This window comes from Haladaptatus sp. QDMS2 (genome assembly GCF_029338295.1).
Classification (GTDB): domain Archaea; phylum Halobacteriota; class Halobacteria; order Halobacteriales; family Halococcaceae; genus QDMS2.
This window is the reverse complement of record NZ_CP119791.1, coordinates 179,839-206,453: the sequence shown is the minus strand read 5'-3', so window position 1 is coordinate 206,453 and position 26,615 is coordinate 179,839. Positions and strand designations below refer to the sequence as shown.

Annotated in this window: 29 protein-coding genes; 18 read left to right on the top strand and 11 right to left on the bottom strand. The window is 62.4% G+C overall.

Going from position 1 to position 26,615, the window contains the following annotated elements; genetic code table 11:
• The first annotated feature begins 9 nt into the window (after positions 1-9).
• The 5 genes from P1M51_RS01095 (at position 10) to P1M51_RS01075 (ending at position 9,079) form a co-directional block, all read left to right on the top strand.
• Positions 10-1,749, top strand: a complete 1,740-nt coding sequence (locus P1M51_RS01095; RefSeq protein WP_276274763.1) for a PQQ-binding-like beta-propeller repeat protein — start codon at positions 10-12, stop codon at positions 1,747-1,749.
• Positions 1,750-1,916: 167 nt separating this feature from the next.
• On the top strand, positions 1,917-3,578 hold the full coding sequence (locus tag P1M51_RS01090) for a PQQ-binding-like beta-propeller repeat protein (RefSeq protein WP_276246340.1): 1,662 nt from the start codon (positions 1,917-1,919) through the stop codon (positions 3,576-3,578).
• A 160-nt stretch (positions 3,579-3,738) separates the two neighbouring features.
• Positions 3,739-5,430, top strand: coding sequence for a PQQ-binding-like beta-propeller repeat protein (locus tag P1M51_RS01085; protein ID WP_276274762.1), 1,692 nt, complete (start codon positions 3,739-3,741; stop codon positions 5,428-5,430).
• Positions 5,431-5,592: 162 nt separating this feature from the next.
• Entirely contained in the window at positions 5,593-7,275 is a 1,683-nt protein-coding gene (locus P1M51_RS01080) for a PQQ-binding-like beta-propeller repeat protein (RefSeq protein ID WP_276274761.1), read from the top strand.
• A gap of 118 nt (positions 7,276-7,393) precedes the next feature.
• Entirely contained in the window at positions 7,394-9,079 is a 1,686-nt protein-coding gene (locus tag P1M51_RS01075) for a PQQ-binding-like beta-propeller repeat protein (RefSeq protein ID WP_276274760.1), read from the top strand.
• An 11-nt stretch (positions 9,080-9,090) separates the two neighbouring features.
• Here the strand turns inward: P1M51_RS01075 and P1M51_RS01070 are convergent, their stop codons facing one another.
• Positions 9,091-9,600 carry a hypothetical protein gene (locus P1M51_RS01070; RefSeq protein WP_276246337.1) on the bottom strand — a complete coding sequence of 170 codons (510 nt, stop codon included), beginning with the start codon at positions 9,598-9,600 and terminating at the stop codon, positions 9,091-9,093.
• Between the two features lie 102 nt (positions 9,601-9,702).
• Here P1M51_RS01070 and P1M51_RS01065 point away from each other — a divergent pair, with 102 nt between their 5' ends.
• The 6 genes from P1M51_RS01065 to P1M51_RS01040 all read left to right on the top strand — a co-directional run bounded on the left by P1M51_RS01065 (position 9,703) and on the right by P1M51_RS01040 (position 13,363).
• Positions 9,703-10,986 carry a tRNA pseudouridine(54/55) synthase Pus10 gene (locus P1M51_RS01065; RefSeq protein ID WP_276246336.1) on the top strand — a complete coding sequence of 428 codons (1,284 nt, stop codon included), beginning with the start codon at positions 9,703-9,705 and terminating at the stop codon, positions 10,984-10,986.
• A gap of 308 nt (positions 10,987-11,294) precedes the next feature.
• Positions 11,295-11,819, top strand: a complete 525-nt coding sequence (locus P1M51_RS01060; RefSeq protein ID WP_276274759.1) for a hypothetical protein — start codon at positions 11,295-11,297, stop codon at positions 11,817-11,819.
• Between the two features lie 81 nt (positions 11,820-11,900).
• A complete protein-coding gene (gene rnhB, locus P1M51_RS01055) occupies positions 11,901-12,542 on the top strand; it encodes a ribonuclease HII (RefSeq protein ID WP_276246334.1) in 642 nt (213 codons plus the stop codon).
• 42 nt (positions 12,543-12,584) lie between these two features.
• Positions 12,585-12,719 carry a hypothetical protein gene (locus tag P1M51_RS01050; protein ID WP_276246333.1) on the top strand — a complete coding sequence of 45 codons (135 nt, stop codon included), beginning with the start codon at positions 12,585-12,587 and terminating at the stop codon, positions 12,717-12,719.
• Between the two features lie 41 nt (positions 12,720-12,760).
• The gene (locus P1M51_RS01045; protein ID WP_276246332.1) at positions 12,761-13,084 is read left to right on the top strand and encodes a multidrug efflux SMR transporter; all 324 of its coding nucleotides are present in this window, start codon (positions 12,761-12,763) and stop codon (positions 13,082-13,084) included.
• A 39-nt stretch (positions 13,085-13,123) separates the two neighbouring features.
• Complete coding sequence (locus P1M51_RS01040) at positions 13,124-13,363, top strand: hypothetical protein (protein WP_276246331.1); 240 nt, start codon at positions 13,124-13,126, stop codon at positions 13,361-13,363.
• A 24-nt stretch (positions 13,364-13,387) separates the two neighbouring features.
• Here the strand turns inward: P1M51_RS01040 and P1M51_RS01035 are convergent, their stop codons facing one another.
• Both P1M51_RS01035 and secF read right to left on the bottom strand, forming a co-directional pair.
• Entirely contained in the window at positions 13,388-14,944 is a 1,557-nt protein-coding gene (locus P1M51_RS01035) for a preprotein translocase subunit SecD (RefSeq protein WP_276274758.1), read from the bottom strand.
• Positions 14,941-15,813, bottom strand: a complete 873-nt coding sequence (gene secF, locus P1M51_RS01030) for a protein translocase subunit SecF (protein WP_276246329.1) — start codon at positions 15,811-15,813, stop codon at positions 14,941-14,943. The genes P1M51_RS01035 and secF overlap by 4 nt, the downstream gene beginning before the upstream one ends.
• A gap of 111 nt (positions 15,814-15,924) precedes the next feature.
• Between secF and P1M51_RS01025 the strand changes: the two genes are divergently transcribed.
• Entirely contained in the window at positions 15,925-16,239 is a 315-nt protein-coding gene (locus P1M51_RS01025; protein ID WP_276246328.1) for a hypothetical protein, read from the top strand.
• Here the strand turns inward: P1M51_RS01025 and P1M51_RS01020 are convergent.
• The 3 genes from P1M51_RS01020 to P1M51_RS01010 are packed head-to-tail and all read right to left on the bottom strand — an operon-like array spanning position 16,227 to position 18,129.
• The gene (locus P1M51_RS01020) at positions 16,227-16,688 is read right to left on the bottom strand and encodes a DUF5812 family protein (RefSeq protein ID WP_276246327.1); all 462 of its coding nucleotides are present in this window, start codon (positions 16,686-16,688) and stop codon (positions 16,227-16,229) included. The two genes, P1M51_RS01025 and P1M51_RS01020, sit on opposite strands and share 13 nt — an antisense overlap.
• A 45-nt stretch (positions 16,689-16,733) precedes the next feature.
• Positions 16,734-17,528 carry a winged helix-turn-helix domain-containing protein gene (locus P1M51_RS01015; RefSeq protein ID WP_276246326.1) on the bottom strand — a complete coding sequence of 265 codons (795 nt, stop codon included), beginning with the start codon at positions 17,526-17,528 and terminating at the stop codon, positions 16,734-16,736.
• A gap of 43 nt (positions 17,529-17,571) precedes the next feature.
• A complete protein-coding gene (locus tag P1M51_RS01010; protein ID WP_276246325.1) occupies positions 17,572-18,129 on the bottom strand; it encodes a hypothetical protein in 558 nt (185 codons plus the stop codon).
• 157 nt (positions 18,130-18,286) lie between these two features.
• On the opposite strand from P1M51_RS01010, the gene P1M51_RS01005 reads away from it, so the two are divergent.
• The 3 genes from P1M51_RS01005 to P1M51_RS00995 are packed head-to-tail and all read left to right on the top strand — an operon-like array spanning position 18,287 to position 20,892.
• Complete coding sequence (locus tag P1M51_RS01005; RefSeq protein WP_276274757.1) at positions 18,287-19,576, top strand: glucose-6-phosphate isomerase; 1,290 nt, start codon at positions 18,287-18,289, stop codon at positions 19,574-19,576.
• Positions 19,577-19,615: 39 nt separating this feature from the next.
• On the top strand, positions 19,616-20,713 hold the full coding sequence (locus P1M51_RS01000) for a CPBP family intramembrane glutamic endopeptidase (protein ID WP_276274756.1): 1,098 nt from the start codon (positions 19,616-19,618) through the stop codon (positions 20,711-20,713).
• A 47-nt stretch (positions 20,714-20,760) separates the two neighbouring features.
• Entirely contained in the window at positions 20,761-20,892 is a 132-nt protein-coding gene (locus tag P1M51_RS00995) for a CopG family transcriptional regulator (RefSeq protein WP_276274755.1), read from the top strand.
• Here P1M51_RS00995 and P1M51_RS00990 read toward each other — a convergent pair.
• Together P1M51_RS00990 and P1M51_RS00985 are read right to left on the bottom strand one after the other, a co-directional pair.
• Positions 20,889-21,353, bottom strand: a complete 465-nt coding sequence (locus P1M51_RS00990; RefSeq protein WP_276246321.1) for an NOB1 family endonuclease — start codon at positions 21,351-21,353, stop codon at positions 20,889-20,891. The genes P1M51_RS00995 and P1M51_RS00990 overlap by 4 nt on opposite strands.
• A complete protein-coding gene (locus P1M51_RS00985) occupies positions 21,353-21,598 on the bottom strand; it encodes a PRC-barrel domain-containing protein (protein ID WP_276246320.1) in 246 nt (81 codons plus the stop codon). Before P1M51_RS00985 ends, P1M51_RS00990 begins: the two co-directional genes overlap by 1 nt.
• A 106-nt stretch (positions 21,599-21,704) precedes the next feature.
• Between P1M51_RS00985 and P1M51_RS00980 the strand changes: the two genes are divergently transcribed.
• The 3 genes from P1M51_RS00980 to P1M51_RS00970 all read left to right on the top strand — a co-directional run bounded on the left by P1M51_RS00980 (position 21,705) and on the right by P1M51_RS00970 (position 24,401).
• Positions 21,705-22,238, top strand: a complete 534-nt coding sequence (locus P1M51_RS00980; RefSeq protein WP_276246319.1) for a plastocyanin/azurin family copper-binding protein — start codon at positions 21,705-21,707, stop codon at positions 22,236-22,238.
• Positions 22,239-22,314: 76 nt separating this feature from the next.
• Positions 22,315-24,114, top strand: coding sequence for a translation initiation factor IF-2 (gene infB, locus P1M51_RS00975; protein WP_276246318.1), 1,800 nt, complete (start codon positions 22,315-22,317; stop codon positions 24,112-24,114).
• Between the two features lie 53 nt (positions 24,115-24,167).
• Positions 24,168-24,401 carry a hypothetical protein gene (locus P1M51_RS00970; protein WP_276246317.1) on the top strand — a complete coding sequence of 78 codons (234 nt, stop codon included), beginning with the start codon at positions 24,168-24,170 and terminating at the stop codon, positions 24,399-24,401.
• Here P1M51_RS00970 and P1M51_RS00965 read toward each other — a convergent pair.
• The 3 genes from P1M51_RS00965 to P1M51_RS00955 are packed head-to-tail and all read right to left on the bottom strand — an operon-like array spanning position 24,398 to position 26,589.
• A complete protein-coding gene (locus P1M51_RS00965; protein ID WP_276274754.1) occupies positions 24,398-24,784 on the bottom strand; it encodes a DUF5811 family protein in 387 nt (128 codons plus the stop codon). The genes P1M51_RS00970 and P1M51_RS00965 overlap by 4 nt on opposite strands.
• Before the next feature lie 59 nt (positions 24,785-24,843).
• Positions 24,844-25,323, bottom strand: a complete 480-nt coding sequence (locus tag P1M51_RS00960; RefSeq protein ID WP_276274753.1) for a pyruvoyl-dependent arginine decarboxylase — start codon at positions 25,321-25,323, stop codon at positions 24,844-24,846.
• A 45-nt stretch (positions 25,324-25,368) separates the two neighbouring features.
• Positions 25,369-26,589, bottom strand: coding sequence for a proteasome-activating nucleotidase (locus P1M51_RS00955; RefSeq protein ID WP_276246314.1), 1,221 nt, complete (start codon positions 26,587-26,589; stop codon positions 25,369-25,371).
• Positions 26,590-26,615: the final 26 nt, after the last annotated feature.

The following is a 26,615-nucleotide window of genomic DNA, read 5'->3' as shown; positions in this document are numbered from 1 at the left end:
GTCGAATACATGGTCCGACCCTCCAGACGGACGTTTTTGAAAGGCATCGGCATCGCCGGAGCCGCAGGCCTCATCGGTTCGAACGCGATGGCCGCAACACCAGCCGACGAAGGGACTGGCTGGCCAGTGAGTCGCGGAACTGACGCCCGCACCGGCTACACGCAGGGGAGTGGCCCCGGTCCGTACGCCGCACCGAGCTGGTCTCCGGGCAACGATCTCTCCGGGGACCCGACCGAGGTGACGGTCGCAGACGGCACCGCGTACATTGGAACCGTCGTCTACTACGATTACGGCGACAGCAGCGGCGAGGTCGCCGCCTACGACGCCACCGGCGAAGGCGTACGCTGGATTCGCAACGACGACAGCATCGGCGCGGTCGATGGCCCCGTCACGGTAGCGGATGGGCGAGTGCTCGTCTCGACCTCCCCCGCAGTCGCGTACACGGCTGGCGATAGCCAGGACGAAACTCCACCGAACGGCGGCCTCATGGCGCTCGACGCCGAGACCGGCGACACCCTCTGGGTGAACAAAGACGTCGGGACGAACGACGCCGCGCTCGTCCGCGACGGAACAGTCTACCTCGGCCCGGTCGCCGTCGACCTCGAAACAGGCGACGAACAATGGCGCGTCGCTATCGACGACGACGTCGCCGTCGAATCACAGGCACTCGGCGCGGATTCCATCTACGTCGCAACGAGCGAGACGGTCGCCGAAATCAGTCTCGATGGCACGGTCCAGTGGAAGGCAGACCCACCGGACGGCATCAACGCCACCTCACTCGCCACCGACGGAGACCACCTCTACCTGACCGAGGACAGCTATCCACGCTCGGACACGGTGTGGGCGCTCTCGCCCGATGACGGCTCCGTGGTCTGGGAGACGCAGGTCGCTGCCGACTTCGCTGACAGCGAGCCAAACCACCTGAGCGCACCCGCCGTCGCCGACGGCACGGTGTACGTCGCCTCCGAGGATTCGACCGCCCCGCCGGATAACGATTATCAGAACGACGACGACGAGCGGGTTGGCGCCCTCCACGCCCTCTCCGCCGAAACTGGCGAGGAACAGTGGCAGTTCACGACGGCCGCCCAGCTCATGAGCACCCCCGCAGTCACCGACAACACGGTCTACGTCGGCGGTACGTACCCGACCGAGGATGCCGTGAAGTACGAGCGAGATGCTGGCTACTTCGAACACGGCTCTACGTACGTCGGCACCGTCTACGCTCGGCCCGCGATTTACGCGCTGAACCGCGCAGACGGGAGCGAGCAGTGGAGTTACGGCATCGACGAGACTGCAAGCGACACCTACGTCAACACGACGACGGTGGCAGACGGCCACCTCTACGTTCAGGTGATGGAACCGGAGCTCCCCCCATACGGATACATTGGTGGGGTGTACGTTCTCGAATCGAGCGAAAGCGAACCCGGTCCCACGCACACGCTCGTCGACGACACGCCGTACAAGGAGGAAGAACCCGTACGCGCAGTCATCACCTCCGACCCTGAAAATGCCGAAGAACTGGACTTCGACTCCGGCGCGACAGTCACCCTCTCAGGCGGAGATTCCAGTTCGCCCACTGGTGAAATCGTCTCATACGAATGGGACATCGACGCCGACGGTGAATTCGAGAAATCCGGCGAATCCATCGAGGTCGAACTGGACTACTGTGGGATTCTGGAGATGACCCTGCGCGTGACCGACGACTCCGACAGGACACAGACGACCTCCATCTCCCTCTCTACGGTCTAAGCCCGTCCCCGCTGACGCAGGCCCTCCCTCCGCCTTCGCATATTCTTCTCTTTTTCGAAAGCAACAGACGAGAGCCGATTGAACGGTCCTAAATTCAGGTGAATAGTTAACATACGTGATGTTATTTGCTCAATAGTAAGTAGGTGAGATATTGTGGATCAGGTCGTATGCGACGCCCCTCCAGACGAACGTTACTCAAAGGCATCGGTATTGCAGGCACTGCAACCCTCCTCGGTTCGAACGCGCTCGCTGCCGAAGGTGAAGCAAACGACGTGGAGTGGCCGACGGCGTTCCACGACGACGGCCGGACGAGTTACGCTCCGACGACTGGACTTGGCCCACACGCAGCCCTCGATTTCGAGATCGACGATGGGGGCTCCAGTCCACCGCTGGAAAACGACCCGCTTCCGCTCGTCGTGAATGATGGTACACTATTCGTGACGACCCAGTATTGGACTTCGTTTGAAACTCACGGCGAGATTGCCGCGTACGATGCAACCGGAGATGGTTTGGTCTGGTATCGGGGCGAAGATATTGGCTTCGTCGAAGGACCGCCAACTGTCGCAGCGGGTACGCTGTACGTCTGCACGAACCCGGATGGACCGAAGGCTGGCGACGATACAGTTCGAGAACCGAACAAAGGTGGACTTCGTGCCTACGACGCCGAAACTGGCGACCTCTTGTGGAAGTTCAAAAAGCGCACGCGGTGGGAGGGAAGTCCCATCTTCCATGACGACACCCTTTACGCGGTAAGCAAAGAACACCTCTACGCGCTCACTCCCGATGGTACGGTGAAGTGGCGTACCGAGAATGGAGGGTATACTCTCGCCCGCGTCGGAGAAACACTCTACACATTCGACTACAAGACGCTCTCAGCTATCAGCACTGACGGTACGAAGAAATGGACGAAAACCCTTCCAGAAAACACGGATAATGAGTCACTTGTCGCGACCGGAACGCATCTCTTCGTAACGCATTACGACAAAGGCAACGAGTTCTCCGACACAGTGTGGGCGCTCTCTCCCGATGATGGGTCTGTAGTGTGGAAGACACAGGTTGCGCCCGACAACGGCGACAGTAGAGCGAACCGAATCAGTGCCCCAGCCACAGACGGCAAAAAGGTGTACGTCACCTCGATTGGGAATAACGCATCTGCGCTTCACGCACTCTCAGTAGAGGACGGTGAAGAGGTGTGGCAGTACACTTCTGGAGCAGAACTGGTGAGCAGACCAACAGTCACCGAAGACACCGTGTACGCCGGCGGCACGCACATTACGAGCGTCAAAGACCCGATTCCCGGTGCTGCTCAATACGCGTTCGATGCTGAATCCGGTGAGAAACGGTGGGGCTTCGGATTCCGAGAAGGATACGGCTATTCTCCGGTCAATACGGCAGCGCAGGCGAACGATCGTCTCTACATACAACTTTCGGGAGAGGGGTACCCGCCACACGGGTCCGAAGCCGGAGTCGTTCGTGTCGTCAAACCAAGCGAGACCCCACCTGCCGGTGAACACAAACTCGCAGACGACACACCCGAGAAACCGGAGAAGCCGAAACCGGAACCAAAAATCACGACCCAGCCGCCTAACGCAGAAGAGCGCGACTTCGACTCCGGCGCGACGGTGACGCTCCACGGGTCTGAATCCACCTCTGAGAACGGTCCAATTTCGTCCTACGAATGGGACATCGACGCCGACGGTGAGTTCGAAAAGACCGGCGAATCCATCGACGTCGAACTGGACTACTGTGGTGTGCTCGACGTGACGCTCCGCGTCACCGACGAAGCCGGACAGACAGCTACCGAAAGCATCCCCCTCTCTACGGTCTAAGCAAGTCCCCGCTGACTCCGGCCCTCCCTCCACTCGTACGTTCTTTTTCTCGAAACCGACTGATTAGACGGATGAACAGTCCTGAACTGAGATAAAAAGTCGGCATTTGTGATATTATTTGCTCAATAGTTAGTAGCTGATAAATTGTGGGTAGGGTCGTATGCGACGAACCTCCAGACGGACGCTCCTCAAAGGCATCGGCGTAGCAGGTGCAGCAGGTCTCATCGGGACCAATGCGATGGCTACCGAGACGGCAGCGGGCGGGACAGACTGGCCAACCGCGTTCAGCGACGACGGCCGGACGAGTTACACGAGCGAGAGCGGACTCGGCCCATACGCTGCCCTCGACTTCCACATCCACAACGAGAACCAAGACGGGTCCCTTCAGTACGACCCCCACCCACCCGTCGTCAAAGACGGCGCGGTGTTCGTGACGACCCAGTACAAGGACACATTCGAAACCCACGGAGAAGTCGTGGCGTTCGACGCGACCGGTGAGGGAATGGTCTGGTACGAGACCGAAGACATCGGCTGGGTCACCGGTCCGCCAACGGTGACCGACGACACCGTGTACGTCACGACGCAGTCTGCGCTGGCCGAACCACAGAGCGACGGGTCGTATTACGAACCGAACAAGGGCGGTCTCCTCGCTTTCGACAAGAAGACGGGCGAGCGCAAGTGGACCTTCAAAAAGCGCGAACACTGGCAGGGAAGCCCCGTCGTCCACGACGGAACCGTCTACGCCGTGTCGGGCGGATATCGCCATGAGGGAAGCCTCTATGCACTCAATCCAGACGGCACTGAAAAATGGCAAATCAGCGGTGGAGGGTCCACCCTCGCCCGTGTCGGAGAGACGCTCTACACCGCAGGTGCTGCTGTCGGGACGGACGGAACCGTCAAACAGACCTTCGACTACGACGCAGAGGGCGCTCGCGCAGACACACTCGTCGCCACCGAAGACCACCTGTACCTGACGGGTGACAAAGATACGGTCTGGGCCATCTCGACGGACGACGGCTCCGTGGCGTGGGAAGCGCAGGTCGCTCCGGACATGGCGGACAGTACGGCGAATCGAATTAGCGCTCCAGCGACGGGCAACGGACTGGTGATCGTGACCTCCTACGACGAAGAGAACACCGTGAGTGCAGCCCACGCACTCAATGTAGCGACGGGTGAGGAGCAGTGGCAGTACGTCACCGAAGCCGAACTCGTGAGCCGACCGTCTGCGACCAACAACATTAGCCGACCGACGGTAACTGACGACACTGTGTACGTCGGCGGGCGCTTCATCTCCGTCCAAGAGAAACAGGGCGGAACGGGTAGAAACGCCACACAGTTCGCCCTCGATGCTGAATCCGGTGAGAAGCAGTGGGCCTTCGCGTTCGCACCGCAATTCGATAATCTCAAAGCACTGGCCGCGGCGCAAGCCGACGGTCGACTCTACGTCACGCTTTCGACCGAGGGTATTCCACCGTGGGGCTCCCGAGGGAGCGTTGGCGTCCTCAAGCCGAGCGACACAGAACCCGGCAAGCGCCACCGCGTGGCCGACGACACGCCACAGAAGCCAGAAGCCCCGAAACCGGAGCCGAAGATTACATCGGAGCCACCGAATGCAGAAGAGAAAAACTTCGATTCGGGCGCGACGGTGACGCTTCACGGGTCTGAGTCCACCTCCAAGAATGGTGCAATCGAGGAATTCGAGTGGGATATCGACGCCGATGGTGAATTCGAAAAGCGTGGTGAAACCATCGACGTCGAACTCGACTTCTGTGGCGTTCTCGACGTGACGCTGAAGGTGACCGACGAGGCCGGCCAAACCGCAACTAAGAGCATCCCTCTCTCTACGGTCTAAGCAAGTCCCCGCTGACGCAGGCCCTCCCTCCACAGGTACGCTCCCTTTTTCTCGAAATCGACTGCGTAGCCGGTTGAACAGTCCTGAATTGAAATGAAAAGTTAACAATTGTGATGTTATTCGCTCAATAGTAAGGGGATAAGACAATGTGCGTAAGAACACATGCGACGACCCTCCAGACGGACGTTCATAAAAGGTATCGGTGTTGCAAGTGCAGCAGCATTCGTCGGAACTAACGCGATCGCGGCCGAGCCTGAAGAGACAGGCACGGACTGGCCAACCGCCTACGGGACAGACGGGCGGACGAGTTTCACGACGGGGAGCGGTCCCGGTCCGTACGCCACGGGTGACGACGATTTCTACGGCGAGGATGCAACTCGTATCTCCGAAGCACCGCATCCAGCTGTCGTCGCGGACGGGATGCTGTTCGTCGCTGGTTCGTATGACGATACAACCGCGCAGACGAACGGAGAAATCGCCGCCTACGATGCGAACACTGGGGACCAGATCTGGTTCAAAAATGAGAAACTCGGCTCGATTCGCGGTGCACCGACCGTGGCCGACGGGACGCTCTACGTGAACACGCAAGCCGCAGACAACGAGTATGGCGACGACGAGACGATGGAGCCAAAGAAGGGTGGTTTCCTCGCCATTGACGCTAAAACCGGCGAGACGAAGTGGGAATTTGAGAAGACCTACCGATGGGAAGGCAGCCCTGTCGTCCACGACGGGACCATCTACGCTGTGAGCGACGTCTATCAGGACACGGGCGGCCTCTACGCGCTCAATCCTGATGGGACGGTCAAGTGGCGATTGGGGGTTGATGGAGGCGCACTCGCACGGGTGGGCGATTCATTGTATGTCGGCCGTTATCGCGGGACAGTAGGTCCAGGCATTCTCACGAAAGTGGGAACTGATGGGACAGAGATATGGAGCGAAAAACTCCCAATCAGCGCCGATGCCCGTACCATCGCCGCAACAGAGGACATGCTCTTCTTCTCAGAGGAAGAGAGGGGGAGTGGGCCAACAGAATCTGTCTTTGGCGTCTCAGCCGATGACGGAGACGTTGTAATCGATTCGGAGATAGCAGCCAACTTCGACGGCAGCAGACCGACCCATCTCAGCAGTCCCGCAGTGAGTGAAGACCTGGTCTACGTCTCGTCATACGACCGAGATAACGAGGTCAGCGCGATTCACGCACTCTCCGCCGAGTCAGGTGAAGAGCAGTGGCAGTCCACGACCGAAGCCCATCTCGTAGGAACGCCGTCGGTCACTGCGGAGACTGTTTACGCAGGCGGTCGCCACGACACCGTCCGCACGAAGGACGACGTCGCCTACACCCGTCCAGCCGCCTTATACGCCCTCGATGCAGAATCGGGTGAGGAAAAATGGAGCTACGGATTCTTCGAACAGCGGAATGGCCGACTAGTGAGGACCGCAGTCCCCGCCCACGACCGACTCTACGTTCAGGTTTCCGACGGCGAAGAAGGCACAGTCGCAGTCCTCGAATCGAGTGAGTCCAGACCGGACGACGAGCACCGACTTGCCGATGACAGTCCAAAGCGAGCCAAACCACACGCGAAGATTACGACCACGCCGGAGGACGCAAACGAGACGGAACACGAATCCGGGACGACAGTCACGCTCCACGGCACAGAATCCACGTCCGTGAACGGCGAGATTTCCACATTCGAGTGGGACATCGACGGTGATGGCGAGTACGAGCGCACCGGCGAGAGCACCGACATCACGCTTGACTACTGTGGGAGACTCACCGTCTTCCTCCGGGTCACCGACGAAGCCGGGAAAACGGCGACCGACGGCGTCGATCTCCTGGTGAGCTAAACCCCCCACACGACTTCGATTTCTTCCGGTTTCTCTGGAATGAAATCGGATGAAGCGTCGTAAACTGTGATATTATTCTCCGCATAGTAAGTAGTTAGAAGTTTGTTGTGTTCGTCGCATGCGACGACCCTCCAGACGAACGTTCATCAAAGGTATCGGCGCGGCAAGCGCAGCAGGCCTCATCGGCACGAACGCGATGGCTGCTGAATCGGCAGACGACGGTGAAAGCGATTGGCCAATCAGCGATGGCACTGTAGGCGGAACCAACTTCACGACGGGAGCCGGCCCCAGCCCGTACGCGGATCGTGCGTGGCGGACCGACAGGCTCCCACGAGACCCCGCGGGAGTGACTGTCGTCGACGGGACGATGTATCTCGCGATGTCCACGAGCGAACCGAACAACTCGAAGGGCGCAATCGCCGCGTACGACACCGACTCCGGCGAGCAACTGTGGAAGCGCGACCACGAAGACGAGATTGGCGAGGTGTTCGCAGCTCCGACGTTCCACGACGGGACGCTCTACATCCCGACTGCGTGTGCAGAGCAGGCGACCTACGAGATGGGTCCCGACCCAGAAGTCGGTGGACTGTTCGCCCTCGACGCGGAGACGGGCGAAATCAACTGGCAGTTCAAGATGGGCGCGTACTGGGATGGAAGAGCGCTCGTCCACGACGGCGCCGTTTACGCCGTCACAGACACGGAGGATTCCCTGTACGCCGTCGACGCGGAAACTGGCACCGAGCGATGGAAGAAGTCAAGCGAGGACGCCGGAATCGATAGCCCAGTCCTCGCGGGAGACACCCTCTACACGACGACGCGAGACGAGGTCATGGCACTCAGTCCGGATGGAACCGTACAGTGGACCGTCGACAGACCAGACGGAGCATCGGGCGGAATCGTCGCCACAGAAGACTTGCTGTACATCTCGGAAGTGTTTGCCGAGACGGCAGATGCTGACAAAGTGTGGGCGCTCTCGCCCGAGGACGGGTCGGTCGTCTGGGAGGCGGAGACGACCGTCGAAAGCGAGAGCGGCCAGCCAACGGCGAATACCGACCCGACTGTCGGGGATGGGTTGGTCTTCGTGAGTGCGTACAACAACGGCGGCGAGTACAACACGCTCAACGCCTTCGACGCGAAGACAGGGGAGCAACAGTGGACGTTCAGTACGCACGTCGAAAATTTCATCCCACCTCGGCCGACGATGCGGGTGTCGGCGACCGAAGACACGGTATACGTCGGAACCAAACAGGAGACGAAAGACCCGTCTGCCTCGACGAATGCGATACCGACCGTCTACGCCCTCGATGCCGAGTCTGGCGAAGAGCAGTGGAGTTACGCTGTGTCTGAAGGCCACGGCAACCTGAATGCAGGGCGCTGTGTGCCCGTCGACGACCGGCTGTACGTGACGCTCACCGACTTTTCAAACGGCCGCCTCGCCGACTCCAAAGGCTGGGTAGAAGTCTTCAAATCGAGCCAGACGACACCAGACGCGGCACACATCCCAGTCGACCACTTCTCCGAGAAGGAGGACATTACTGCGACGATTACGAGTGACCCGCAGGATGCAGAGAACAAGGACTTTGACTCGGGGACAACGGTCACACTCAGTGGAGAGCAGTCAACGTCTGAGAACGGCGCGATTACCACATTCGAGTGGGACATCGACGGCGATGGCGAGTACGAGAAGACTGGCGAGTCAGTAGCCGTCGAACTGGATTACTGTGGCATTCTGGAGTTGACTCTTCGGGTGACAGACGAAGCAGGCAAGCGCGACACCGAGACAATCAGACTCTCGACAGTCTGACCCCGAACTCCCTATTTTTTCGTCGTTGAGAGCAGCAAGTCGCCATCCTTGCCGACTGGCTCACGGAGCCCCTTCGTGAACGCCGAGAGGCTCCGGCGAAGCGCCCAGAGCAATGCGAGCGCGACTGCGCCGACCAGCGCGAGCGAGACGGCGCGACCGGTGGCGAGACTCCACGTGGTGATACCGAGCAACAGCGACCCGACGACGAGCAGCGTCGCGAGGCCGACGAGGACGAACAGTCCGTGGCGTGCGAGGCGACGGGCGCGACTCCCGCGGTCGAGGTGAGCAGTGCCGTGGAGTTGGACGCCAGCGATGTTCGACGCGACCTGCGCCCCGCTCACGAAGGCGAACGCGAGAAGGGCGAGCCAGAGTGGTCCGGCGAGCACCTCTCGCGCACCGAACGCGTCGGTGATGAGCAGCGCACTCTGCACCAGCACGAAGGCGACTGGGACGGTGAACAGGAGTACTGCACCAAGCCAGACGGCGGCAGTGGTCGGGAGGGAGCGGTCTGCGAGGGCCATAGTTGACGTTTCGACATGATCGGTAAATACTTTGTCCAGCCAGCAGGTCCGCGCCGAGGGGAAAACCAAGACTGTTAATTCGAGGGGGACCCAGGAGGTGTAATGACGATTCTCGACGATGCGCGAGCGGTCATCGAGAACGGCCCCGTCTGCGATTCCTGCCTGGGCCGAGTGTTCGCCGACCGGAGTTTCGGCCTCACCAACGACCAGCGCGGGAACGCGCTGCGGACCGCCGTGGCATTGGCAGCCGACGAACCCTACGAACCGACCGCTGTCTCCGAGTGCTGGGTGTGTGAGGGGCTCTGTGCGACGTTCGACGAGTGGGCCGAGCGCGCCGCCGAGACGGTCGCAGGCATCGAGTTCGACACCTACCAGGTCGGCACGCACACCCCACCACTCATCGAAGAGAACGAACTGCTCCTGCGCGAGAGCGCGGGCCTACCCGAGGACGCGGGCGAGCAGTTCAAATCCGAGTTCAACCGCGAGGTGGGCAAGCGTATTGGCCGACTGACCGAGACGGAGGTCGATTTCGGCCGCCCGCACGTGATGTTCACGCTCGATTTGGAAGGCGACGCAGTCGAGATGCGCAACCACTCGACGTTCGTCTACGGGCGCTATCGCAAACTCGAACGCGACATCCCGCAGACGAAGTGGCCCTGCTCTGAGTGCAACGAGACGGGCTACATCCGCGGCGACCCGTGTCACGTCTGTGCCGGGTCGGGCTATCGCTATCCCGAGAGCGTCGAACAACTCGCCGCCCCGCCCCTCCTCGCGGCGATGGAGGGCGAGGAAACGACCTTCCACGGCGCGGGCCGAGAAGACGTAGACGCCCTGATGCTCGGGACGGGCCGCCCGTTCGTGATGGAAATCTCGAACCCGAAGGTGCGCCACGTGGACATGGCCGCACTCGAGGCAGAAATCAACGAGCAAGCCGACGGGAAAATCGAAGTCGAGGGCCTGCGAGCGTGCACCTACGAGATGGTCGAGCGCGTCAAAGAACACGACGCCTCGAAGACCTACCGCATGGACGTGAAATTCGCCCATCCCGTGACGGTGGAGGACTTGCAGGCGGCGATTTCGAAACTCGAAGGTGCGACCATCGAACAGTACACCCCAAAACGCGTCGACCACCGCCGGGCGAACCTGACCCGCGAGCGCACGGTGTACGACATCGAGGGCGAACTGGTAGACGAGTACCACGCCGACCTCACCATTCACGGCGCGGGCGGCCTCTACATCAAAGAACTCGTGAGCGGTGACGACGGCCGCACCGAACCCAGCCTGACCGAGTTGCTCGGCGTGAACGCCGTCGTGACGGCGCTCGATGTGGTCGCCGTCGAAGGCGAGGACGAACCATTCGAACGCGAGGAGTTCTTCCTCGACTGAACGTCCGCCTGAGCCACCCGATAAGTCCGTGCTAACGGACCGGTTGAAGTGACACTCTCCGCCTCCGACGCGCAAGTCGTGGCACGATGCCAATTCAGCAAATTCGAACAGTATTCAGCGGCGGACAGAACGTATCGTCGAATTAGTACTACCTCCGAACGAATACCATCGGGTTAATTTGAAATTAGTCGCGTCACCGACGGTCAGTGACACGAAAGGTGAGGCATTACTTTTCGGGTGGGGACGAAACCGGACTAGTGCTGGAGGGGCCCGCTCTGCCGAGGGGCGAATCCAGCGGGGGAAGAAGTATGACAGCCAGCACGTCACCCGTAGATCGAGTGACACCAACACGACGCACCGTGCTCAAAGTAACCGGTTCGACGCTCCTCGCGAGCGTCGCCTTCGCGACGACCGGCGCGGCCGCCAATCCGCACTTCATCCGCGCGTCCGCGAGCGGTCCAGACAACCGGGGCGACCTGCGTGTGAGTTTCAAAATAGCCGGACTGGGCCAGAACGTGACGACGACGGTCACCGCGAGTGCCGACGCGTCGGCACTGTACGCCTGCATCAACGGCGGCGGGAAGAACCCGAGTGCGGCGAACAAGCGCGAGGAGACCGGCAGGGTCGAGGCGTCCGGTGAGTTCACGTCCGGGAGGAACGGCCAAATCACCGGCTCGTTGACGCTCTCGCCGCCCGAATCGACACTCGAATGCCCACCCGGCCAGCGCCACGTGCTTGCTGAGGTCACCTACACGAACGTCGCCGTCAGTGAACCGGAGGCGGGAACGGAATCCATCGAGGGTACCTTCTCGCGGACGTTCCTCGACCTGTGAGCAGCAGTGGCTGGGTTTTTTTGGGATTGACGCGACATCGCGGCGAAAAATACTATACCATCTGGCGTTGATGGCCATGCGATGCACTTTGGTGCAGACGAGGCTGGGCGCGGTCCCGTCCTCGGTTCGATGTTCGCCGCCGCCGTGAGCGTGCCCGACGAGAGCGACCTCCCGGCCGGAATCAGAGACTCGAAGTTCCTCACGCCGGGTCGCCGCGAGGAACTGGACGAAGCCCTCAGAGCGTCGCCAAAAGTCAGTATTGGCCTCGCGGAGGTGCGCGTCGACGAGATTGACGACCCCGAGACGGACCTGAACACCCTTACCGTCCGCGCCCAGGCGCAAGCCCTCCGACAAATCCTCGAAGACGATATGGAAGGCATCGTGGACGCCTGTGACACCGACGAAGCGCGGTTCGCCCGTCGGGTGGCCGGAAAGTTGGACAAGAATGTCACCCTGCGGGCGGAGCACAATGCAGACGAAAATCACCCCGTCGTGGGCGCGGCCAGCATCGTCGCCAAGGTCGCCCGCGACGCTCACGTCGCGACACTTGCTGCAGAGTACGGCGAGGTCGGCAGCGGCTATCCAAGCGATCCGACGACCAAATCGTTCCTCGAAGGATACGTTGCGCAGCATGGCGAACTCCCCGCGTGCGCTCGAGCCTCGTGGCAGACGAGCAAGGATGTCCTCGCTGCCCGCGAGCAGTCAGGACTCACCGAGTTCTGAACCGCCCACAAGACACTCATACTGGAACGGGAATTTGCTGGTATGATTCCGCTTCAGGCAGGTGCCGAGGGGTTCTTCGCGCTGCTCCTGGTGTTGCTGGTCGTCGCCCCGCCAGTGGTGTACAGCGGCCTCAAAGCCGTACAGAAGCTGTCGCCCTCACAGGGCACGACGCGCTGATTCCAGCAGCTATAGCCGTCTGCACTCCCAACGCAGAGACGATGTCTTGGAATCTGCTGTTCGTCGCCGGCCTCTTCGAAGTCGCATGGGCCATCGGACTCGGCTATTCTGAAGGGCTGACGAAGCCACTCCCAACTGCCGGAACCGTCGTCGCACTCGTCATCAGCATGGTCCTCCTCGCGAAAGCCGTCGAAACCCTCCCCGTTGGCACCGCCTACGCCGTCTGGACCGGCATCGGTGCGGTGGGGACGGCGATTCTCGGGATGTACCTGTTCGACGAGCCCGCGACCGTCGCGCGACTCGGCTTCATCGGCCTGATTGTGGTGGGTATCGTCGGTCTGAATCTCGTCTCCGGCGGCCACTGACTGCGGTGAATTAAGTGACGCTGCGGTGAACGGTTCGACATGAATCGGTCCGCGTACGCCGTCCTCTCCGTCCTCGTTGCCACACTCGTTCCTGCAGTCGTGTTTCTCGTCTCCCCGCCGCCAACCACCTCGTGGTTTGTCCTACTGGCAATCGCGGTAGTGTACGGCGTCGGCGCGTTCGCTGGCGTGACCACGTTCGGCGCAGCGGCACTCGGCTTTGGCCTCGCGTCGTTCGGCCTCGCGGCTGGTGTTGCGTTCGAACACGAGCGCATCGAGTAAGAATCGAAAAAAGCGGTCGCCCAATCAGTCGATGTCCATCAGGTTCCGGAGCACGTCACCGTAGGCCGGCCGGGTGACGAGCACCCCGATGAGCACGCCGACGATGGTGATGATGGCGAACCCTTGCAGGTCGCCGAGGCTGAGCACCGCGAGCGGACTCATGGCGATGATGGTGGTCACGGCGGCCGCGCCGATGACCCAGAACGCCTTGCGGAAGCGGTCGCGGAAGACGCGACTCGTCGTCACGCCTGACTGGCTAATCTCGTCTGCGATGATGACCAGGTCGTCCACCCCGGTACCGATGACGGCGATGAGCCCCGCGATGTGCGAGAGGTCGAGCGCGAGGTTGACCGCCGCGGCGAACCCGAGCAGGATGACGACCTCGGAGAGTGCGGTCACGACCATCGGGGCGGCGATTTTCGCCTCGCCGTAGCGCAGATACGTCATCCCGGCGACGGCGAGCACGGCGATGATGCCCGTGATGAGGCTGAACAGCTTGAACTCAGACGCGAGCGCCGGTTCGAGGAAGTACGTCGTCCCCTCGCCCTCGATGTCGAGGGAAGTTGGGAGCGCGCCGGCCTGCAGGTTGACCTGCAGCGCGCGGGCGTCGGAGGCGTTCGTCGTCGTCATCCGGAAGCCGGGGTCCTTCACGAAGTCGCCGTTCGCGATGGTGCCCGCGAGGCCCGTGGACATCGACGCCGAGTAAACGATTTCGCCGTCAACGACGGTGTGGAGACAGTAGCCGGGGTCGTCAGGCGTGTCGCTGTATCGGCAGCTCTGGACGCCCTGCTGGCTGGTGAAGCCGAAGTTCTGCATCCCCTGTGAGAAGTTCTGCGCCGCTTCGTCGGTGAGCGTCACGGGGACGTACGACGGCTGGTTGCCCTGGCCCGCCTGTGGCGCGCCGATCTCGGCGAAGTCACCCTGCGTCAGCATCGACACCTGTCGATACTCGGTGGTGCCGTTCGCGTCGGTGGGGAACTCGGCGACGATTTCGACCTTCCCGCGGTCACCGATGAGGTTCAACACCTCGGTGCGATTCTGGTTTGGCACCTCGATGAGGATGAACGTCTCCTGGGTGGTCTGGACCTGCTGGACCGACCCTCCAGAGAGGCCGATGCGGTTGATTTTCTCCGTGAGGACAGAGACAGCCGTCTGGCGCGTCTCGTCGGTGACGCCGTCGCGGATGTTCTCCTCGCTCGCGGAGAGACCTGCGGCCTGGAGTGCCTGGGCGAACTGTGCTTGGGTCACGTTCTCCGTGAACACCTCAACGGTGCGGGTCTGGGGCGTGGCGCGAACGTCGGTTCGCGAGATGTTCAGCTGATTCGCGACGGCGATTTCCACCTCGCGATCGTTGTCGGGCGTCACGTCGACATCCTCTGCGGTCATGCCGACGAGCGGGGCGCGAATCCGCGTCCCGCCAGAGAGTTCGAGGCCGTACTTGAGGTTCGTCGGCCCCGTGTCTGCGGTGCCGGCCTGGCCGCCGTCGTCTGCGCTCCCGGTCGGCGCGAACAGCGCCACCCCAGAGAGCACGACGAAGATGACCAACAGGACGATGCGCCAGTTTTCGCGGAGGGCGCTCATCGGGCGACCCCCTCGAACTTGTACCAGCGAAGCAGGCTCAGATTTAACATGTAGGTGTTCATCAGGTCAGCGGTCAGCCCGAAGACGAGGACGATACCGATAGACGGGAGCAGTGGAATCCCGAAGAGGAACGCCGTAATCGTCATGACGGTCATCGCCGCGAGCGACGTGAGCGTCATGGTCACACCCGTGCGCATCGCCCGGTAGGTGGACTCATAGAAGTCACCGCTGCGGCGCAGGATGTGGTTGTTGAGCAGGAGGTCTGAGTCCACGCTGTAACCGATGAGCATCAACAGCGCGGCGACCGTCCCGAGTGAGAGTTTGATGCCGAAGATGTTCATCAGCGCGATGGGAATGACGATGTCGGAAAATGCAGAGAGAACGACGGCGATGGAGGGGACGAACGACCGAAACAGCAGGAAGACGATGGCGCTCATGCCACCAAACGCGATGAGGATGCCGATGAGCGCGAGGCGCTGGGTCTCCGCGCCGAAGCTTGGCGAGCGACTCTGTGAGGACTGGACGGTGTAGCCAGCGTCGCGGGCCTGTTGCTCGATGGCCCCAGCTGACGTGTCCTCGCCGGACGCCTGGAACGTCACGATGTAGCTGTTGTCACTCGACCGAATCGGCTGAATCGATTCGACCGGCGTGTCGAACGTCGCCTCGATCTGGGCGGGTGAATCAGTAGTCTGTATCTGTAACTCGGTGCCGCCAGTGAACGCGATGCCCGGGGTGACCGGCGCACCCGTCATCACGAACCAGCCAGCGATGATGAGGAGTGCAACGGCGAGCACTCCGAGGGGCACCGCGGCCAACTGGCGGTTGGAGTACCGGGTGTAATCGACCTTCGGTACCTCGAACTCGACCATACCTGTGGGTCCTAATCCCCGTCGAATAAGCCTTCTTATCCTTCTGTCGTGAGAGAACGAAACGGCAGGGAACCCACAAGTTGCTTGGCAATGGCACCCAAAGGGGATGCTATGAGCGACGCAACGCGGGTCAACATCTCGTATCCGGCCGACCTGAGCGGGTGGGGCCGCGACCAACTCGACACGCCGTGGTTTCGCGCCTACCTGAAGAAAACGCTCGGCGAACCCGCAGTCGGCGACGTTTTCGAGGAGTTCGTGGACGTGGGGTGCTGTGGGAGTTCACTCGACGTGCCGCTCAGAATCGAGGCGATAGACGGCGGCACGCGCGTCGGCGAGACGACCACAATCGAGTACACGGAGCGCGAGGCCTGTGGCATCGAAGGTGGCTGGCTCGTCCAGAGCGAGGGCGCACCTCAGGGGAGATAGCGCACCGCGACGACGCCGGATGCGGCGCGAATTTCGACCCGGTTGACGCCGAGACGAGCGGCGCGTTCGAGTGTTGCGCCGTCTTCGAGGACATCTTCGACCACCGAGTCGGTCATGTCCGGTTCGACCGTGAGGACGTGAATCTCGCCAATACCGGCCCGTTCGCGGGTCGTGAGGCCACCCACCTCCTGGTCTGCGGCGAGGTCGCGTTCTAACTTCGTCGGCGATTCGTCGCTTCGCTCGACGGGGATTTGCCAACGGCGCTCGACGGAGACGAGTTGCCACGAAACCTCCATCGGCGGTTCGGGCGCGAGGGTACCCTCGATGGCGTCGCCCTCTTCGACGCCGGGATTTGACCCGAGCGTGTGAACCTGGCCGTCGGTGACGTCTCGAAGAATTGCCGAGTCGGCCTCTGCGTGGGTGCAGAGAAACGTGCCCGTCTTTTTCATGCCCGTGGCTAGGTGCGGGTGCGTTTTCTGCGTTTCGTGTGCCGGTCAGGCAGAGAAAGCGTCGCACGTGAGCGGGTCCGATTGGTCGCGATATCGGGCGATGGTCTGTTCGGCCCACGACCGAACTGCGTCGTCTGTGACCTGAATGAGGCCCCGAGGCATCCCGGTTTCGTCGGCGATGGCGATGTCCACCGTCTCGTCGGCGATGGACACGATGAACGGGATGTCGCCGGAGTAGCGACGGATCTCTGCCTGTCCAGAGGCCAGAATGTCGCGAAACTGGGCGGCCATCTGTTCGTCGCTGCGGATGGTGTCGATGACGTCGCCGGTGAGGATTGCTTCGATTTTCAGGTCGCCAGCGGTGGTTCGCCGCCAAATGACCTCGATGTTCTGCGGGGCGGTGGCGTTCGTGAGGACCGAAAGCGACGACGCGTTTCGCTGCGTGTGAGCCGCCCGCCGATAGGGGGCGAGCGGGTCCGCCGTCGTTGGAACGGTGACCAGGGCGTCGTCGAGGCGCTCGATGTCGAAGCCGAAGTTCTCAACCGGTAGCCACGGGGCCATCGGTCCCAACTGCGAGATGGTCTCCATCGTTTCGAGAAAGGTGCCGAACGCCGTGGCGACGAGTTTGCCAACGCCCGTCACCTCGTACGTGTGGCCCTGCTTTCGAACCCACCCCTTGTCTGTAAGGTCGGCGAGGATGCGTCCCAGCGTGACCCGCGACGCACCCGTCTCGGCTTCGAGTTCGTGACGGTCGCGTGGCTGATTCGACAACGAGAGGAGGACGGTGGCCCGATTCGCTGATCCAGCGAGGAACGCGAGATCGTCGAATGCAGTGCCCATAGCTGGATGCTAGAGAGGGCCACACTTAAGTTTTCGACAAAATTTACCGGAGTTTGCGGTGGATAGCAAAGATGAGCAACGCCGCAAACAGCGGCGGGAGTGGACTCGTGATGGCCGGAAGCGCGTAGAGGACGCTGATGACCGGACCGAACACGCCCGTTGGCGAGTTACGGCAGGTCGTCTCGCCGTCGAGGACGAAACACTCCGGAATGGAGATGACGAGGCCGACGTACAACGACAGGAGGAACAGGTAGCCGGCGGCAGCGAGTAGCGTGTCGTAGCGGGCACTCACCGGCAAGCGACGGCGGTGGCGGCGGGCGACGAACAGGATGGGCGCGAGCAGCGGTCCGAGCACCAGAATGCCGATGACGACGTAGAACGCCCGCGAGAGGGTGAGCGACCCACCGGGAACGTTCGACGTCGCGGCGATGAGGACGACCAGCGCGAGCGTGATGGTGATAGTCACCAACAACCCGGCGAGCGACCCGACGACGACGTAGGTTCGAAACAGGAGTGAATCGCTTGCGCGAAGCGCGTAGGGAATCGCGCCGAACACGCCCTTGTAGGCGTCGTCACCGTCGGTCGTCCCACTGGCTGTCATTATCGGGGAGTTGGGAGCGGAGCCGATTAAACGACGCGATATCGGTCCTGCGGACAGTCCGCGCCAAATTTCGCACGTCGGGCTGCCGGAAGTTGTAACCTGCAGCGCACGACGGCGTTACACCAATCATTTTACCCCTCCACCCGAGCGTCCATCTATGCAACTGGACGTCGGCAACGCACTCGCCTCGGTCGCGAAACCGGGCGTGACCGAAGTGGCCCTGGAACGCCTCGACGAGCGCGTCGAGAGCGCCCACCAGCGAATCGAACGCGGCAGAGAGACGCACGAACACGGGTATGAGGCGCTCAACCTCCCCGCGCAGACGGACGCCGCGGAGATTCGTGATGCCATCGCTCCGCTCACCGACGCCGAGTCGGTGCTCACCGTCGGCATCGGCGGCAGCGCCCTCGGGGCGGCGACCATCTCCCGGGCACTCGGCATCGAGAACGCCTACGTCCTCGATAACGTGGACCCAGAGCACACGAGCGCCGTCCTCGACGAACTCGACCTGGCGACCACCGCCGTGAACGTCGTCTCGCGCTCTGGCACGACGGCCGAGACGCTCGCCACGTTCCTCGTCGTTCGCGACGCGATGAAGGCCGCGGGCGTCGATTGGACTGACCAGACCATTGTCACCACCGGCGAGTCCGGCCCCCTCCGTGACCTCGCGGACACCCACCACCTGCCGACGCTCACGGTTCCGGACGGCGTGCCGGGTCGCTTCTCTGCGCTTTCTGCGGTCGGTCTCGTGCCCGCGGCCATCCTTGGCGGCGACATCGAAGCGGTTCTCGAAGGCGGCGAGCGAGCGATGGAGTCGCTCTCCGGGTCGCTGTTCGACTCCCCGGCCTACGCCTACGGCGCGATTGCCTACGCCCTCGACCTCCGGGGCGCACACATCAACGCGATGGTGCCCTACGCCGAGGCACTCGAACCGTTCGCCGAGTGGTTCGCCCAGCTCTGGGCCGAGAGCCTCGGCAAGGACGGCATGGGCCAGACGCCGGTGCGCGCCCTCGGCGCGACCGACCAGCACTCGCAGTTGCAGCTCTATCGGGCCGGCCCGAACGACAAACTCGTCACGCTCGTGCGCTCACAGGAGCGCGACGACCGAGAGATTCCAGAGACCGGTGCGGAGGAACTCGCCTACCTGAGTGGGAATTCGCTCGGTGAACTGCTGGATGCAGAGTTTCGCGCGACGGAAGCCTCCCTCGCCGCCGCGAGTCAGCCGAACGTCCGCATCGAAATCGGCCGCGTCGACGCCGTGGGCATCGGCGACCTGCTCTACAGCATGGAAGCGGCGTGCATCCTCGCGGGGGAACTCTACTCCGTCGAGACGTTCACCCAACCTGCCGTCGAGTGGGGCAAGCGCGCCGCACGCGGACTGCTCGGCGGTGGCGACTTCGCAGAAGCGCAGGCCGTCGCCGACAAAGAGACCAAGTGGATTCGCTGAGACCGTAGCGATTTTAGCCGTCCCCGCCTACCTCCCGGTATGTCAAAGAGCCCTGCGGCCAGCGTGGGCCTCGCGCTCGCTGGCGTCGCGCTCGCCGCCGCGTTCCTCCCGTGGACGGGAAGCGGCGTCTCCGTCGCCAGTCTGACCGTCGGCAGCGTCGCCGGTGCAGCCCTCGCCGGGCTTGCGTTGCTCGCCTTCCTCCTTCGCCGCCACGACGTGATTCCCCGGTCGTGGGGCGCTCCCCTCGCCGGCACCGCCAGTTTCGCCGTGGTCGGCGTAGCCGCCTACGCCCTCCTCGCGCCAGCGACGGCCGGCGTGCCGACCCCGGACGTGGGCCGCGGCCTCCCCATCGCGGCGATTGCGGGTCTCGTCTCGGTCGGCGCGGCCGCGGCAGACGGCGCGGGCGTCTCCACCAAACACCTCGTGCGAATGGTCCAGGACGTCTCGACGGCCGCGGCGGTCGGTCTCATCAGCTTCCTCGTCGGGATGGCGCTCTCGGTCATTCCGGCATCCATCGTCGCGGATGCAGGCTTCGCCATCCAGTTTGGCGTGTTCACCACCTTCTTCGGCCTCGGACTCGCCCTCTCGGCGATTGCCTACCTGAAGATTCGCGACATCGGCCTCGACTACATCGACATTCGGCGGCCCTCTCGCCGCGACCTCGCGTACGCGGTGGGCGGCATCGTCGCCCTCTACGGGGCGGCCATCGTCATCGGTCTCATCCTCGAGTCGGTCGGTCTCTCCGGGGCAGAGAGCAGCATCGAACAGCAAGCCAGAGAGGGGAACCCGACGCTGTTGCTCGTCCTGATTCCGCTCTCGTGGCTCGTCATCGGCCCGGGTGAGGAACTCGTGTTCCGAAACATCGTCCAGAAGTCGCTCTACGACAGTTTCTCGGAGAAAGCGGCCGTCATCGTCGCGAGCATCATCTTCGCCCTCATCCACATCCCCCAGTACTACAGCGCGACGAACCCCGCTTCGACGGTCACGACCCTCGCGGTCATCTTCATCCTCTCGTTGTTGCTCGGAGAGACCTACCGCCGGACGAAGAACCTCGTCGTCCCCATCCTCATCCACGGCACGTTCAACGCCGTTCAGTTCGCCCAGTTGTACGTCCAACTCGCCGGCAGTCCGGTGTGACGGCCGTCTGACTGAAGTATAAATATTCGAGCGCGGTAGCATTGCGCATGCACCGTTACTCGTTTCTCTGTGAGGACCAGCAGGCAGCGCGGGTGTCGGAACTGTCTGCTGAGTACGGGCTCACAGAAGCAGAGGTGCTCCGGCAGTTGGTAGAAGCGGGCCTACAGTCGCTCGATTAGGCCCGGCCTGGGTTCTTCCGTGTGAGTCCCGTCCCGCAGATGGGACAGCGCTCTTTGTTCTCGTCGAAGACGCGCCCACAGCCCTGACACTGGAACTTCCAGTTTCGCTGCTCTTCGATGCCGTCCTGAGCGATGACCTCGACGGTGACTTCGAGACGCTCTGCGACGTTCTGCATCGCGTAGTCGTCTGTGACGAGCGTGCCTTCCAGTTCGTAGGCCGCCGCGATGAGGCGTATGTCAGTAGCGGAGAGTTCCGCTAAGTCACCCGACTGGCGGGCGGCGCGTTCGACGGTTTCGACCGATTGGTCGTCGGGGATGTGGATGTACATCCCGGCGCCTTCCATCGCGTCGAAACGGAACGCGTGTTCGCCCTCCAGTTCCTCGCGGACGAGGGGGATGGACGCTTTCTTGGCTTGCGTGTGGTACTCGTTGATAAAGGCCGACGTGTCGAGAACGTGCATTACCGACGGATGACGATGTGGTCTTTCACTGCCTGAACGCGGTTTACGGGCACTTTGAACCGCCCGCTGTCGTCTACGCTGAAGTCGACGTTTCGCGTGTTGGTCTGTTCGGTCGGTTCGACGATGAGGTCGTTCAGCGACCCCGTCTTGAGGTCCATCGTGATGTTGTAAAGCATCCCGATTTCAGCACCGTCTGACCCCATGACGGCCTTCCCCGAGAGATTCTCGGCGAGTATTTCGGGCATACCCACCAGTTCTGAGTCAACTCATATAAACGGCACGGGGATGTCTGACATCCGTCGGCCGCATGACCAGCGAAAATTGATACCTCGCCATCACGTATTTCACCCTATGGACAGACGAACGCTACTGAAACATGGCCTCGCGGTCGGAACACTCGGACTGCTGACCGGTTGTACGGGCGGTGGCGACGATGGGACGACGACACAGGACACCACCACCGCGGCGGAAACGACAACCCAAGCCACGACGCAGACGACCACCACGGCAGCGGAAACGACGACTCAACAGACGACTCAGGCGACCACCACGGCAGCGGAGACCACGACCCAGCAGACGACGCCGGTTCAGTCGGCCATCACAATCACCGTCGGGCCGGGCGGCAACCTTCGCTTTTCGCCGACGCGGGCATCCGTGCAGGCCGGTGGCGAGGTGACCTTCACATTCGATTCGTCGGGTCACAACGTACGGCCGAATTCCCAGCCAGATGGGGCGAGTTGGGAGGGGACCCCCGGCGGCAACGGAACCACGTATCAGTCGGGCGACGAGTTCACGTTCACGTTCGACGTGCCCGGCACGTACGAGTACTACTGTGCGCCCCACCGCAGTTTCGGCATGGAAGCGATCCTCGAAGTGGTCGAATAGCCAATAGAGCCTTTTGAAAGACTTTTAAGCCGAGAATTGCTGGTCTAGGTAAGAACCTTTGTTACGGGTGGATTTCATGTCGGACAATAACACACCAGATACACACTCACTGCGGACCCCCATCGTCGCCGTCCTCGGCCACGTCGACCACGGCAAGACCAGTCTGCTCGACAAGATTCGCGGCTCCGCCGTCATCGAGGGCGAAGCCGGCGCAATTACTCAGCACATCGGGGCGACGGCCGTCCCCCTCGACGTCATCTCCGAAATCGCTGGCGACCTCGTCGACCCAGACGACTTCGACCTGCCGGGCCTGCTGTTCATCGACACGCCCGGTCACCACTCGTTTTCGACCCTGCGCTCGCGGGGCGGGGCACTCGCTGACATCGCCGTCCTCGTCGTAGACGTAAACGACGGCTTCCAGCCACAGACGCTCGAAGCTATCGACATCCTCAAACGCACGCAGACGCCGTTCATCGTCGCTGCGAACAAAATCGACACAACCCCCGGCTGGAACCCCCAACCGGACACCGCCGTCCAGGAAACCTTCGACAAGCAATCCGACCGCGCGCGCCGGAAACTCGAAGAGAAACTCTACGAGGTCATCGGCAACATGAGCGACGCCGGCTTCTCCGCCGACTTCTACTGGCGCGTCCAGAACTTCCAGAAGAACATCGGCGTCGTCCCCGTCTCCGCGCTCACCGGCGAGGGGATGGCGGACCTCCTGACCGTCCTCATGGGCCTCTCCCAGCGGTACATGAAGGAGGCCATGGAAATCGACGTGACCGGCCCCGGCGCAGGGACGGTTCTCGAAGTCAAAGAGGAACGCGGCTTCGGCGCAACCCTCGACGTGGTGCTCTACAACGGCTCTGTCCGCGAGGGCGACACCATCGTCGTCGGCGGGAAGAACGACCCTATCGTGACCGACGTGCGCGCGCTGCTCAAGCCGCGTCCGCTCGCAGAGATTCGTACGGAGAAACGCTTCGACCGTTTCGACGAAGTGACGGCGGCGGCGGGTATCAAAATCGCCGCCCCCGACTTAGACGACGCGATGGCCGGCGCGCCCGTGCGCGTCGTCCGCGACCGCCCGGTCGCGGAGGTCATCGAGGAAGTCGAGGCCGAACTCTCCGAAATCGACGTCCACACCGCGGACGACGGCGTGGTCGTGAAGGCGGACACCCTCGGCAGCCTCGAAGCGATTGCGAGCGCGCTGAAGGAAGCCGAAGTGCCAATCATGCGCGCCGAAGTCGGCGATGTGGCTCCCCGCGACATCTCCGTCGCCTCCACCGCCGACGAGGAACTAAATCAGGTCGTCCTCGCGTTCAACGTTGGCGTCTTAGACGACGCCGAGCGCCGCGCCGAGGAATCCGGCGTGAAAATCTTCGAATCCGACGTCATCTACCAGCTCATCGACGACTACGAGGAACACGTAGACGAAATCAAACGCGCCCAGCAGACCGCGGTGCTCGACAAGATTCGTCGCCCCGCCCGCTTCCAGATTCTCCAGGACCACGTCTTCCGCCAGTCGAACCCCGCGGTGGTGGGCGTCGAAGTCCTCTCTGGAACGCTCAAGCGCAACACGCCCGTCGTGGATTTCGAGGGTGCAGAACCCAAGCGCGTCGGCATGGTCAAAGGGATTCAAGAACAGGGTGAGGACGTGGACGAAGCCCGCGCCGGAACCCGCGTGAGCGTCGCCATCGACGGCCCGACCGTTGGCCGCCAAATCGACGAAGGCGACACGCTCTGGGCCGAGCTCCCCGAGAAGCACGCGAAGATTTTAGAGCAGGAACTGAAGGAAGACATTCCAGCCGACGAACGCGAGGCGCTCAGCATGTACCTGCAGAAGCACCGAAAGCGCGACCCGTTCTGGGGCAAATAACGCCGCGACAGGCCACCACCGTTAAAGGGAATACGTTCGTTTTCGCCAATACGATGGTACTGAAGCGACCGGTTCACCGCCTCCTCCAGTTGGTGGTGGCCCACTGGCCGGGCAAGACGGCTTACGACGCCGTGTTCGTGGTGATACCGGTCGGTCTCCTCGTCGGGTTCGTCGCCGGCTGGGCGTTCGCCGTCCCGATGCACTTCTCGGTCGTTCTCGGCTCGCTGCCCGTGCTCGCGGCGATGGGCTACGTACTGTTCTACAATCCGCCCGACCCCGTGACCTAGCGGGCGGTGGCGTCGACGTCGGAATCGAGTGACTGCTTTACCTGCAGCGCCGCCTGTGCGGCGAGACTGCGAGCGACTTCCTCGCGGTCTTCGGCGCTGATAATGCCCTCTTCGCGCTCGAAGTCACCGTCGTCGGGGGCGATGCCGGCGCTCACGGGCGAGCCAATCGGCGGGTGAACCGCAACGAAGGCGTGGGGGGTCCCATCCATGCCCGCGGTCAGTTCCGTGCCGATGACGTACTCGTCTGGGAGGAACTCCCGCGTTCGCGCGGCGACACCGACGACGCCCCGCCTGAGTTCCCGGCGCTGGTCGGGCGTGAGCGCTGGGGGTTGCGCCGCCCGGTCGGTGCTGTCGTTGCCCGCATACGGGGTGTTTCCATACATAAAAGCTACCAGCAGTTACGACTACGCAGGTAAAAACCCTCCGACGGCTTGCGAGTTTCTCACACGATGGGGTCGCTCTGGCCGTAGGCGGCCACGACGAGCGCCGTGACGTACTCCTCGGGGTCCGCTTCGGCCGCCTCGACACGGACGTGCGACTCGCCAAAGTCCCAGTCGCGAAGCGCTTTTCCAGCCTCGAGTCCGGTCTCGACGCGGGCGCGAACGTCTTCGGGGTCGGTTCCCGACGCTTCGTAGAAAATGCCTTTTCCGGAGAGGGTCTGCGCCCACGCGAGGGCGGCCGCCGCGGATTCGTCTGCGCCAGGGGAGACGGTTGCCATCCCCTCGACAACGGTCAGGCGGTTGCCGACGGGACCGAGGTCGGGGGCCGTACCGACGGCTTCGACCGTCACGTCGTCTGGAATCACTGAAGAGACGGTGACGAGGTTGTAGTTGTGGATATTCGCCGCCTTGAGGGCGGCGTCGAACGAGGCCATGGGCGTTGGCGCGCGCCCGCTCCCCCAGACGACGCGGATGGTGCTCATAGGTGTGGAAAACAGCGAACCGGGGTAAGCGGTTACGATTCCGCTTCAGTAGAACGCGACTGGCTGGCCGACGGGGTCGTCGTCAGACGTGAGTTTGTCGAGGGCGTCCACGAAGTCGGCCATCCGAACTTCCGTTCGCTCGTCACGCAGCGCGAACATGCCGGCCTCCGTCGAGAGGCTCTCTATCTCCGCGCCGCTGAATCCCTCAGTTTCGGCGGCGAGCGTCTCGAAGTCGATTTCCTCTACGAGATTCATCCGGCGCGTGTGAATCTGGAGGATTTGCAGGCGACCCTCCTCGTTCGGTTCGGGCACTTCGATGAGGCGGTCGAACCGGCCCGGGCGCAAGATAGCGCTGTCGAGCATGTCGTAGCGGTTGGTCGCCGCGATGATGCGGATGTCCCCGCGGTCGTCGAAGCCGTCCATCTCAGAGAGCAACTGCATCATGGTCCGCTGAACTTCAGCGTCACCCGACGTCTTCGAGTCGGTGCGCTTGCTCGCGACGGCGTCGATTTCGTCGATGAAGATGACCGCTGGCTCTTTTTCCTCTGCGAGTTTGAATAGGTCGCGGACGAGCCGGGAGCCCTCGCCGATGAACTTCTGGACGAGTTCGGAGCCAGCCATCTTGATGAAGGTAGCGTCGGTCTGGTTCGCGACGGCCTTCGCGAGCATCGTCTTGCCCGTGCCTGGTGGGCCGTAGAGCAGGACGCCGCCGGGTGGCTGGATGCCGACTTCTTCGAACTGGCCGGGGTCGAGCAGCGGCAGTTCGACCGTCTCGCGCACCTCGCGAATTTGGTCATCGATGCCGCCGATGTCCTCATAGGACACCTGTGGGTTGGCCGTGACCTCCATCGCCTGTGCGCGGGCGTCGGTCTCCTGTTCGAGGCGCGTCTGGATTCCGAAGGAGTCGTTTATCGCGACGCGGTCACCGGCTTCGAGGCGGTCTTTCAGTTGCTGGGAGACCTCCACGAACACCTCCTGGTTGTTGCCGTGCTGTTTGATGACGACGCCCTCGTCGGTAAGGTCCTCGATGGTGGCGAGGTACAGCGAGGCCGTCTTGAGCGTCTCGTTTTCCCGTTCGAGTCGCGAAACGTCCTCGCGAAGTTTCTCACCGTGGTTCTGGGTCTTTTCGAGTTGGTTGCCGAGCTCGCGGTTCACCTGCAGGATCTCCGCGAAGTGTTCTTCTAAGACCGCGAGGCGCTCGTCATCGGACAGATCGCTGTCCAGGTCGAGCCGCGGCCTGTCAGGGAGAGAGGGGCTGCGTGACATCAGACAACGCCGACTAAGTACCCACC

Coding starts and splice junctions, on each gene's coding strand:
- secF (WP_276246329.1), bottom strand. CDS start 15,813: ATGGTCGAGTTCGAGGTACCGAAGGTCGATTACACCCGGTACTCCAAC.
- P1M51_RS01065 (WP_276246336.1), top strand. CDS start 9,703: ATGACGATTCTCGACGATGCGCGAGCGGTCATCGAGAACGGCCCCGTC.
- P1M51_RS01005 (WP_276274757.1), top strand. CDS start 18,287: ATGCAACTGGACGTCGGCAACGCACTCGCCTCGGTCGCGAAACCGGGC.
- P1M51_RS00965 (WP_276274754.1), bottom strand. CDS start 24,784: ATGTATGGAAACACCCCGTATGCGGGCAACGACAGCACCGACCGGGCG.
- P1M51_RS01010 (WP_276246325.1), bottom strand. CDS start 18,129: ATGACAGCCAGTGGGACGACCGACGGTGACGACGCCTACAAGGGCGTG.
- P1M51_RS01050 (WP_276246333.1), top strand. CDS start 12,585: ATGATTCCGCTTCAGGCAGGTGCCGAGGGGTTCTTCGCGCTGCTCCTG.
- P1M51_RS00980 (WP_276246319.1), top strand. CDS start 21,705: ATGGACAGACGAACGCTACTGAAACATGGCCTCGCGGTCGGAACACTC.
- P1M51_RS00960 (WP_276274753.1), bottom strand. CDS start 25,323: ATGAGCACCATCCGCGTCGTCTGGGGGAGCGGGCGCGCGCCAACGCCC.
- P1M51_RS01025 (WP_276246328.1), top strand. CDS start 15,925: ATGAGCGACGCAACGCGGGTCAACATCTCGTATCCGGCCGACCTGAGC.
- P1M51_RS00985 (WP_276246320.1), bottom strand. CDS start 21,598: ATGCCCGAAATACTCGCCGAGAATCTCTCGGGGAAGGCCGTCATGGGG.
- P1M51_RS01090 (WP_276246340.1), top strand. CDS start 1,917: ATGCGACGCCCCTCCAGACGAACGTTACTCAAAGGCATCGGTATTGCA.
- P1M51_RS01085 (WP_276274762.1), top strand. CDS start 3,739: ATGCGACGAACCTCCAGACGGACGCTCCTCAAAGGCATCGGCGTAGCA.
- P1M51_RS01040 (WP_276246331.1), top strand. CDS start 13,124: ATGAATCGGTCCGCGTACGCCGTCCTCTCCGTCCTCGTTGCCACACTC.
- P1M51_RS01080 (WP_276274761.1), top strand. CDS start 5,593: ATGCGACGACCCTCCAGACGGACGTTCATAAAAGGTATCGGTGTTGCA.
- P1M51_RS01060 (WP_276274759.1), top strand. CDS start 11,295: ATGACAGCCAGCACGTCACCCGTAGATCGAGTGACACCAACACGACGC.
- P1M51_RS01015 (WP_276246326.1), bottom strand. CDS start 17,528: ATGGGCACTGCATTCGACGATCTCGCGTTCCTCGCTGGATCAGCGAAT.
- P1M51_RS00990 (WP_276246321.1), bottom strand. CDS start 21,353: ATGCACGTTCTCGACACGTCGGCCTTTATCAACGAGTACCACACGCAA.
- P1M51_RS01000 (WP_276274756.1), top strand. CDS start 19,616: ATGTCAAAGAGCCCTGCGGCCAGCGTGGGCCTCGCGCTCGCTGGCGTC.
- P1M51_RS00970 (WP_276246317.1), top strand. CDS start 24,168: ATGGTACTGAAGCGACCGGTTCACCGCCTCCTCCAGTTGGTGGTGGCC.
- infB (WP_276246318.1), top strand. CDS start 22,315: ATGTCGGACAATAACACACCAGATACACACTCACTGCGGACCCCCATC.
- rnhB (WP_276246334.1), top strand. CDS start 11,901: ATGCACTTTGGTGCAGACGAGGCTGGGCGCGGTCCCGTCCTCGGTTCG.
- P1M51_RS01070 (WP_276246337.1), bottom strand. CDS start 9,600: ATGGCCCTCGCAGACCGCTCCCTCCCGACCACTGCCGCCGTCTGGCTT.
- P1M51_RS00955 (WP_276246314.1), bottom strand. CDS start 26,589: ATGTCACGCAGCCCCTCTCTCCCTGACAGGCCGCGGCTCGACCTGGAC.
- P1M51_RS00995 (WP_276274755.1), top strand. CDS start 20,761: ATGCACCGTTACTCGTTTCTCTGTGAGGACCAGCAGGCAGCGCGGGTG.
- P1M51_RS01020 (WP_276246327.1), bottom strand. CDS start 16,688: ATGAAAAAGACGGGCACGTTTCTCTGCACCCACGCAGAGGCCGACTCG.
- P1M51_RS01075 (WP_276274760.1), top strand. CDS start 7,394: ATGCGACGACCCTCCAGACGAACGTTCATCAAAGGTATCGGCGCGGCA.
- P1M51_RS01045 (WP_276246332.1), top strand. CDS start 12,761: ATGTCTTGGAATCTGCTGTTCGTCGCCGGCCTCTTCGAAGTCGCATGG.
- P1M51_RS01035 (WP_276274758.1), bottom strand. CDS start 14,944: ATGAGCGCCCTCCGCGAAAACTGGCGCATCGTCCTGTTGGTCATCTTC.
- P1M51_RS01095 (WP_276274763.1), top strand. CDS start 10: ATGGTCCGACCCTCCAGACGGACGTTTTTGAAAGGCATCGGCATCGCC.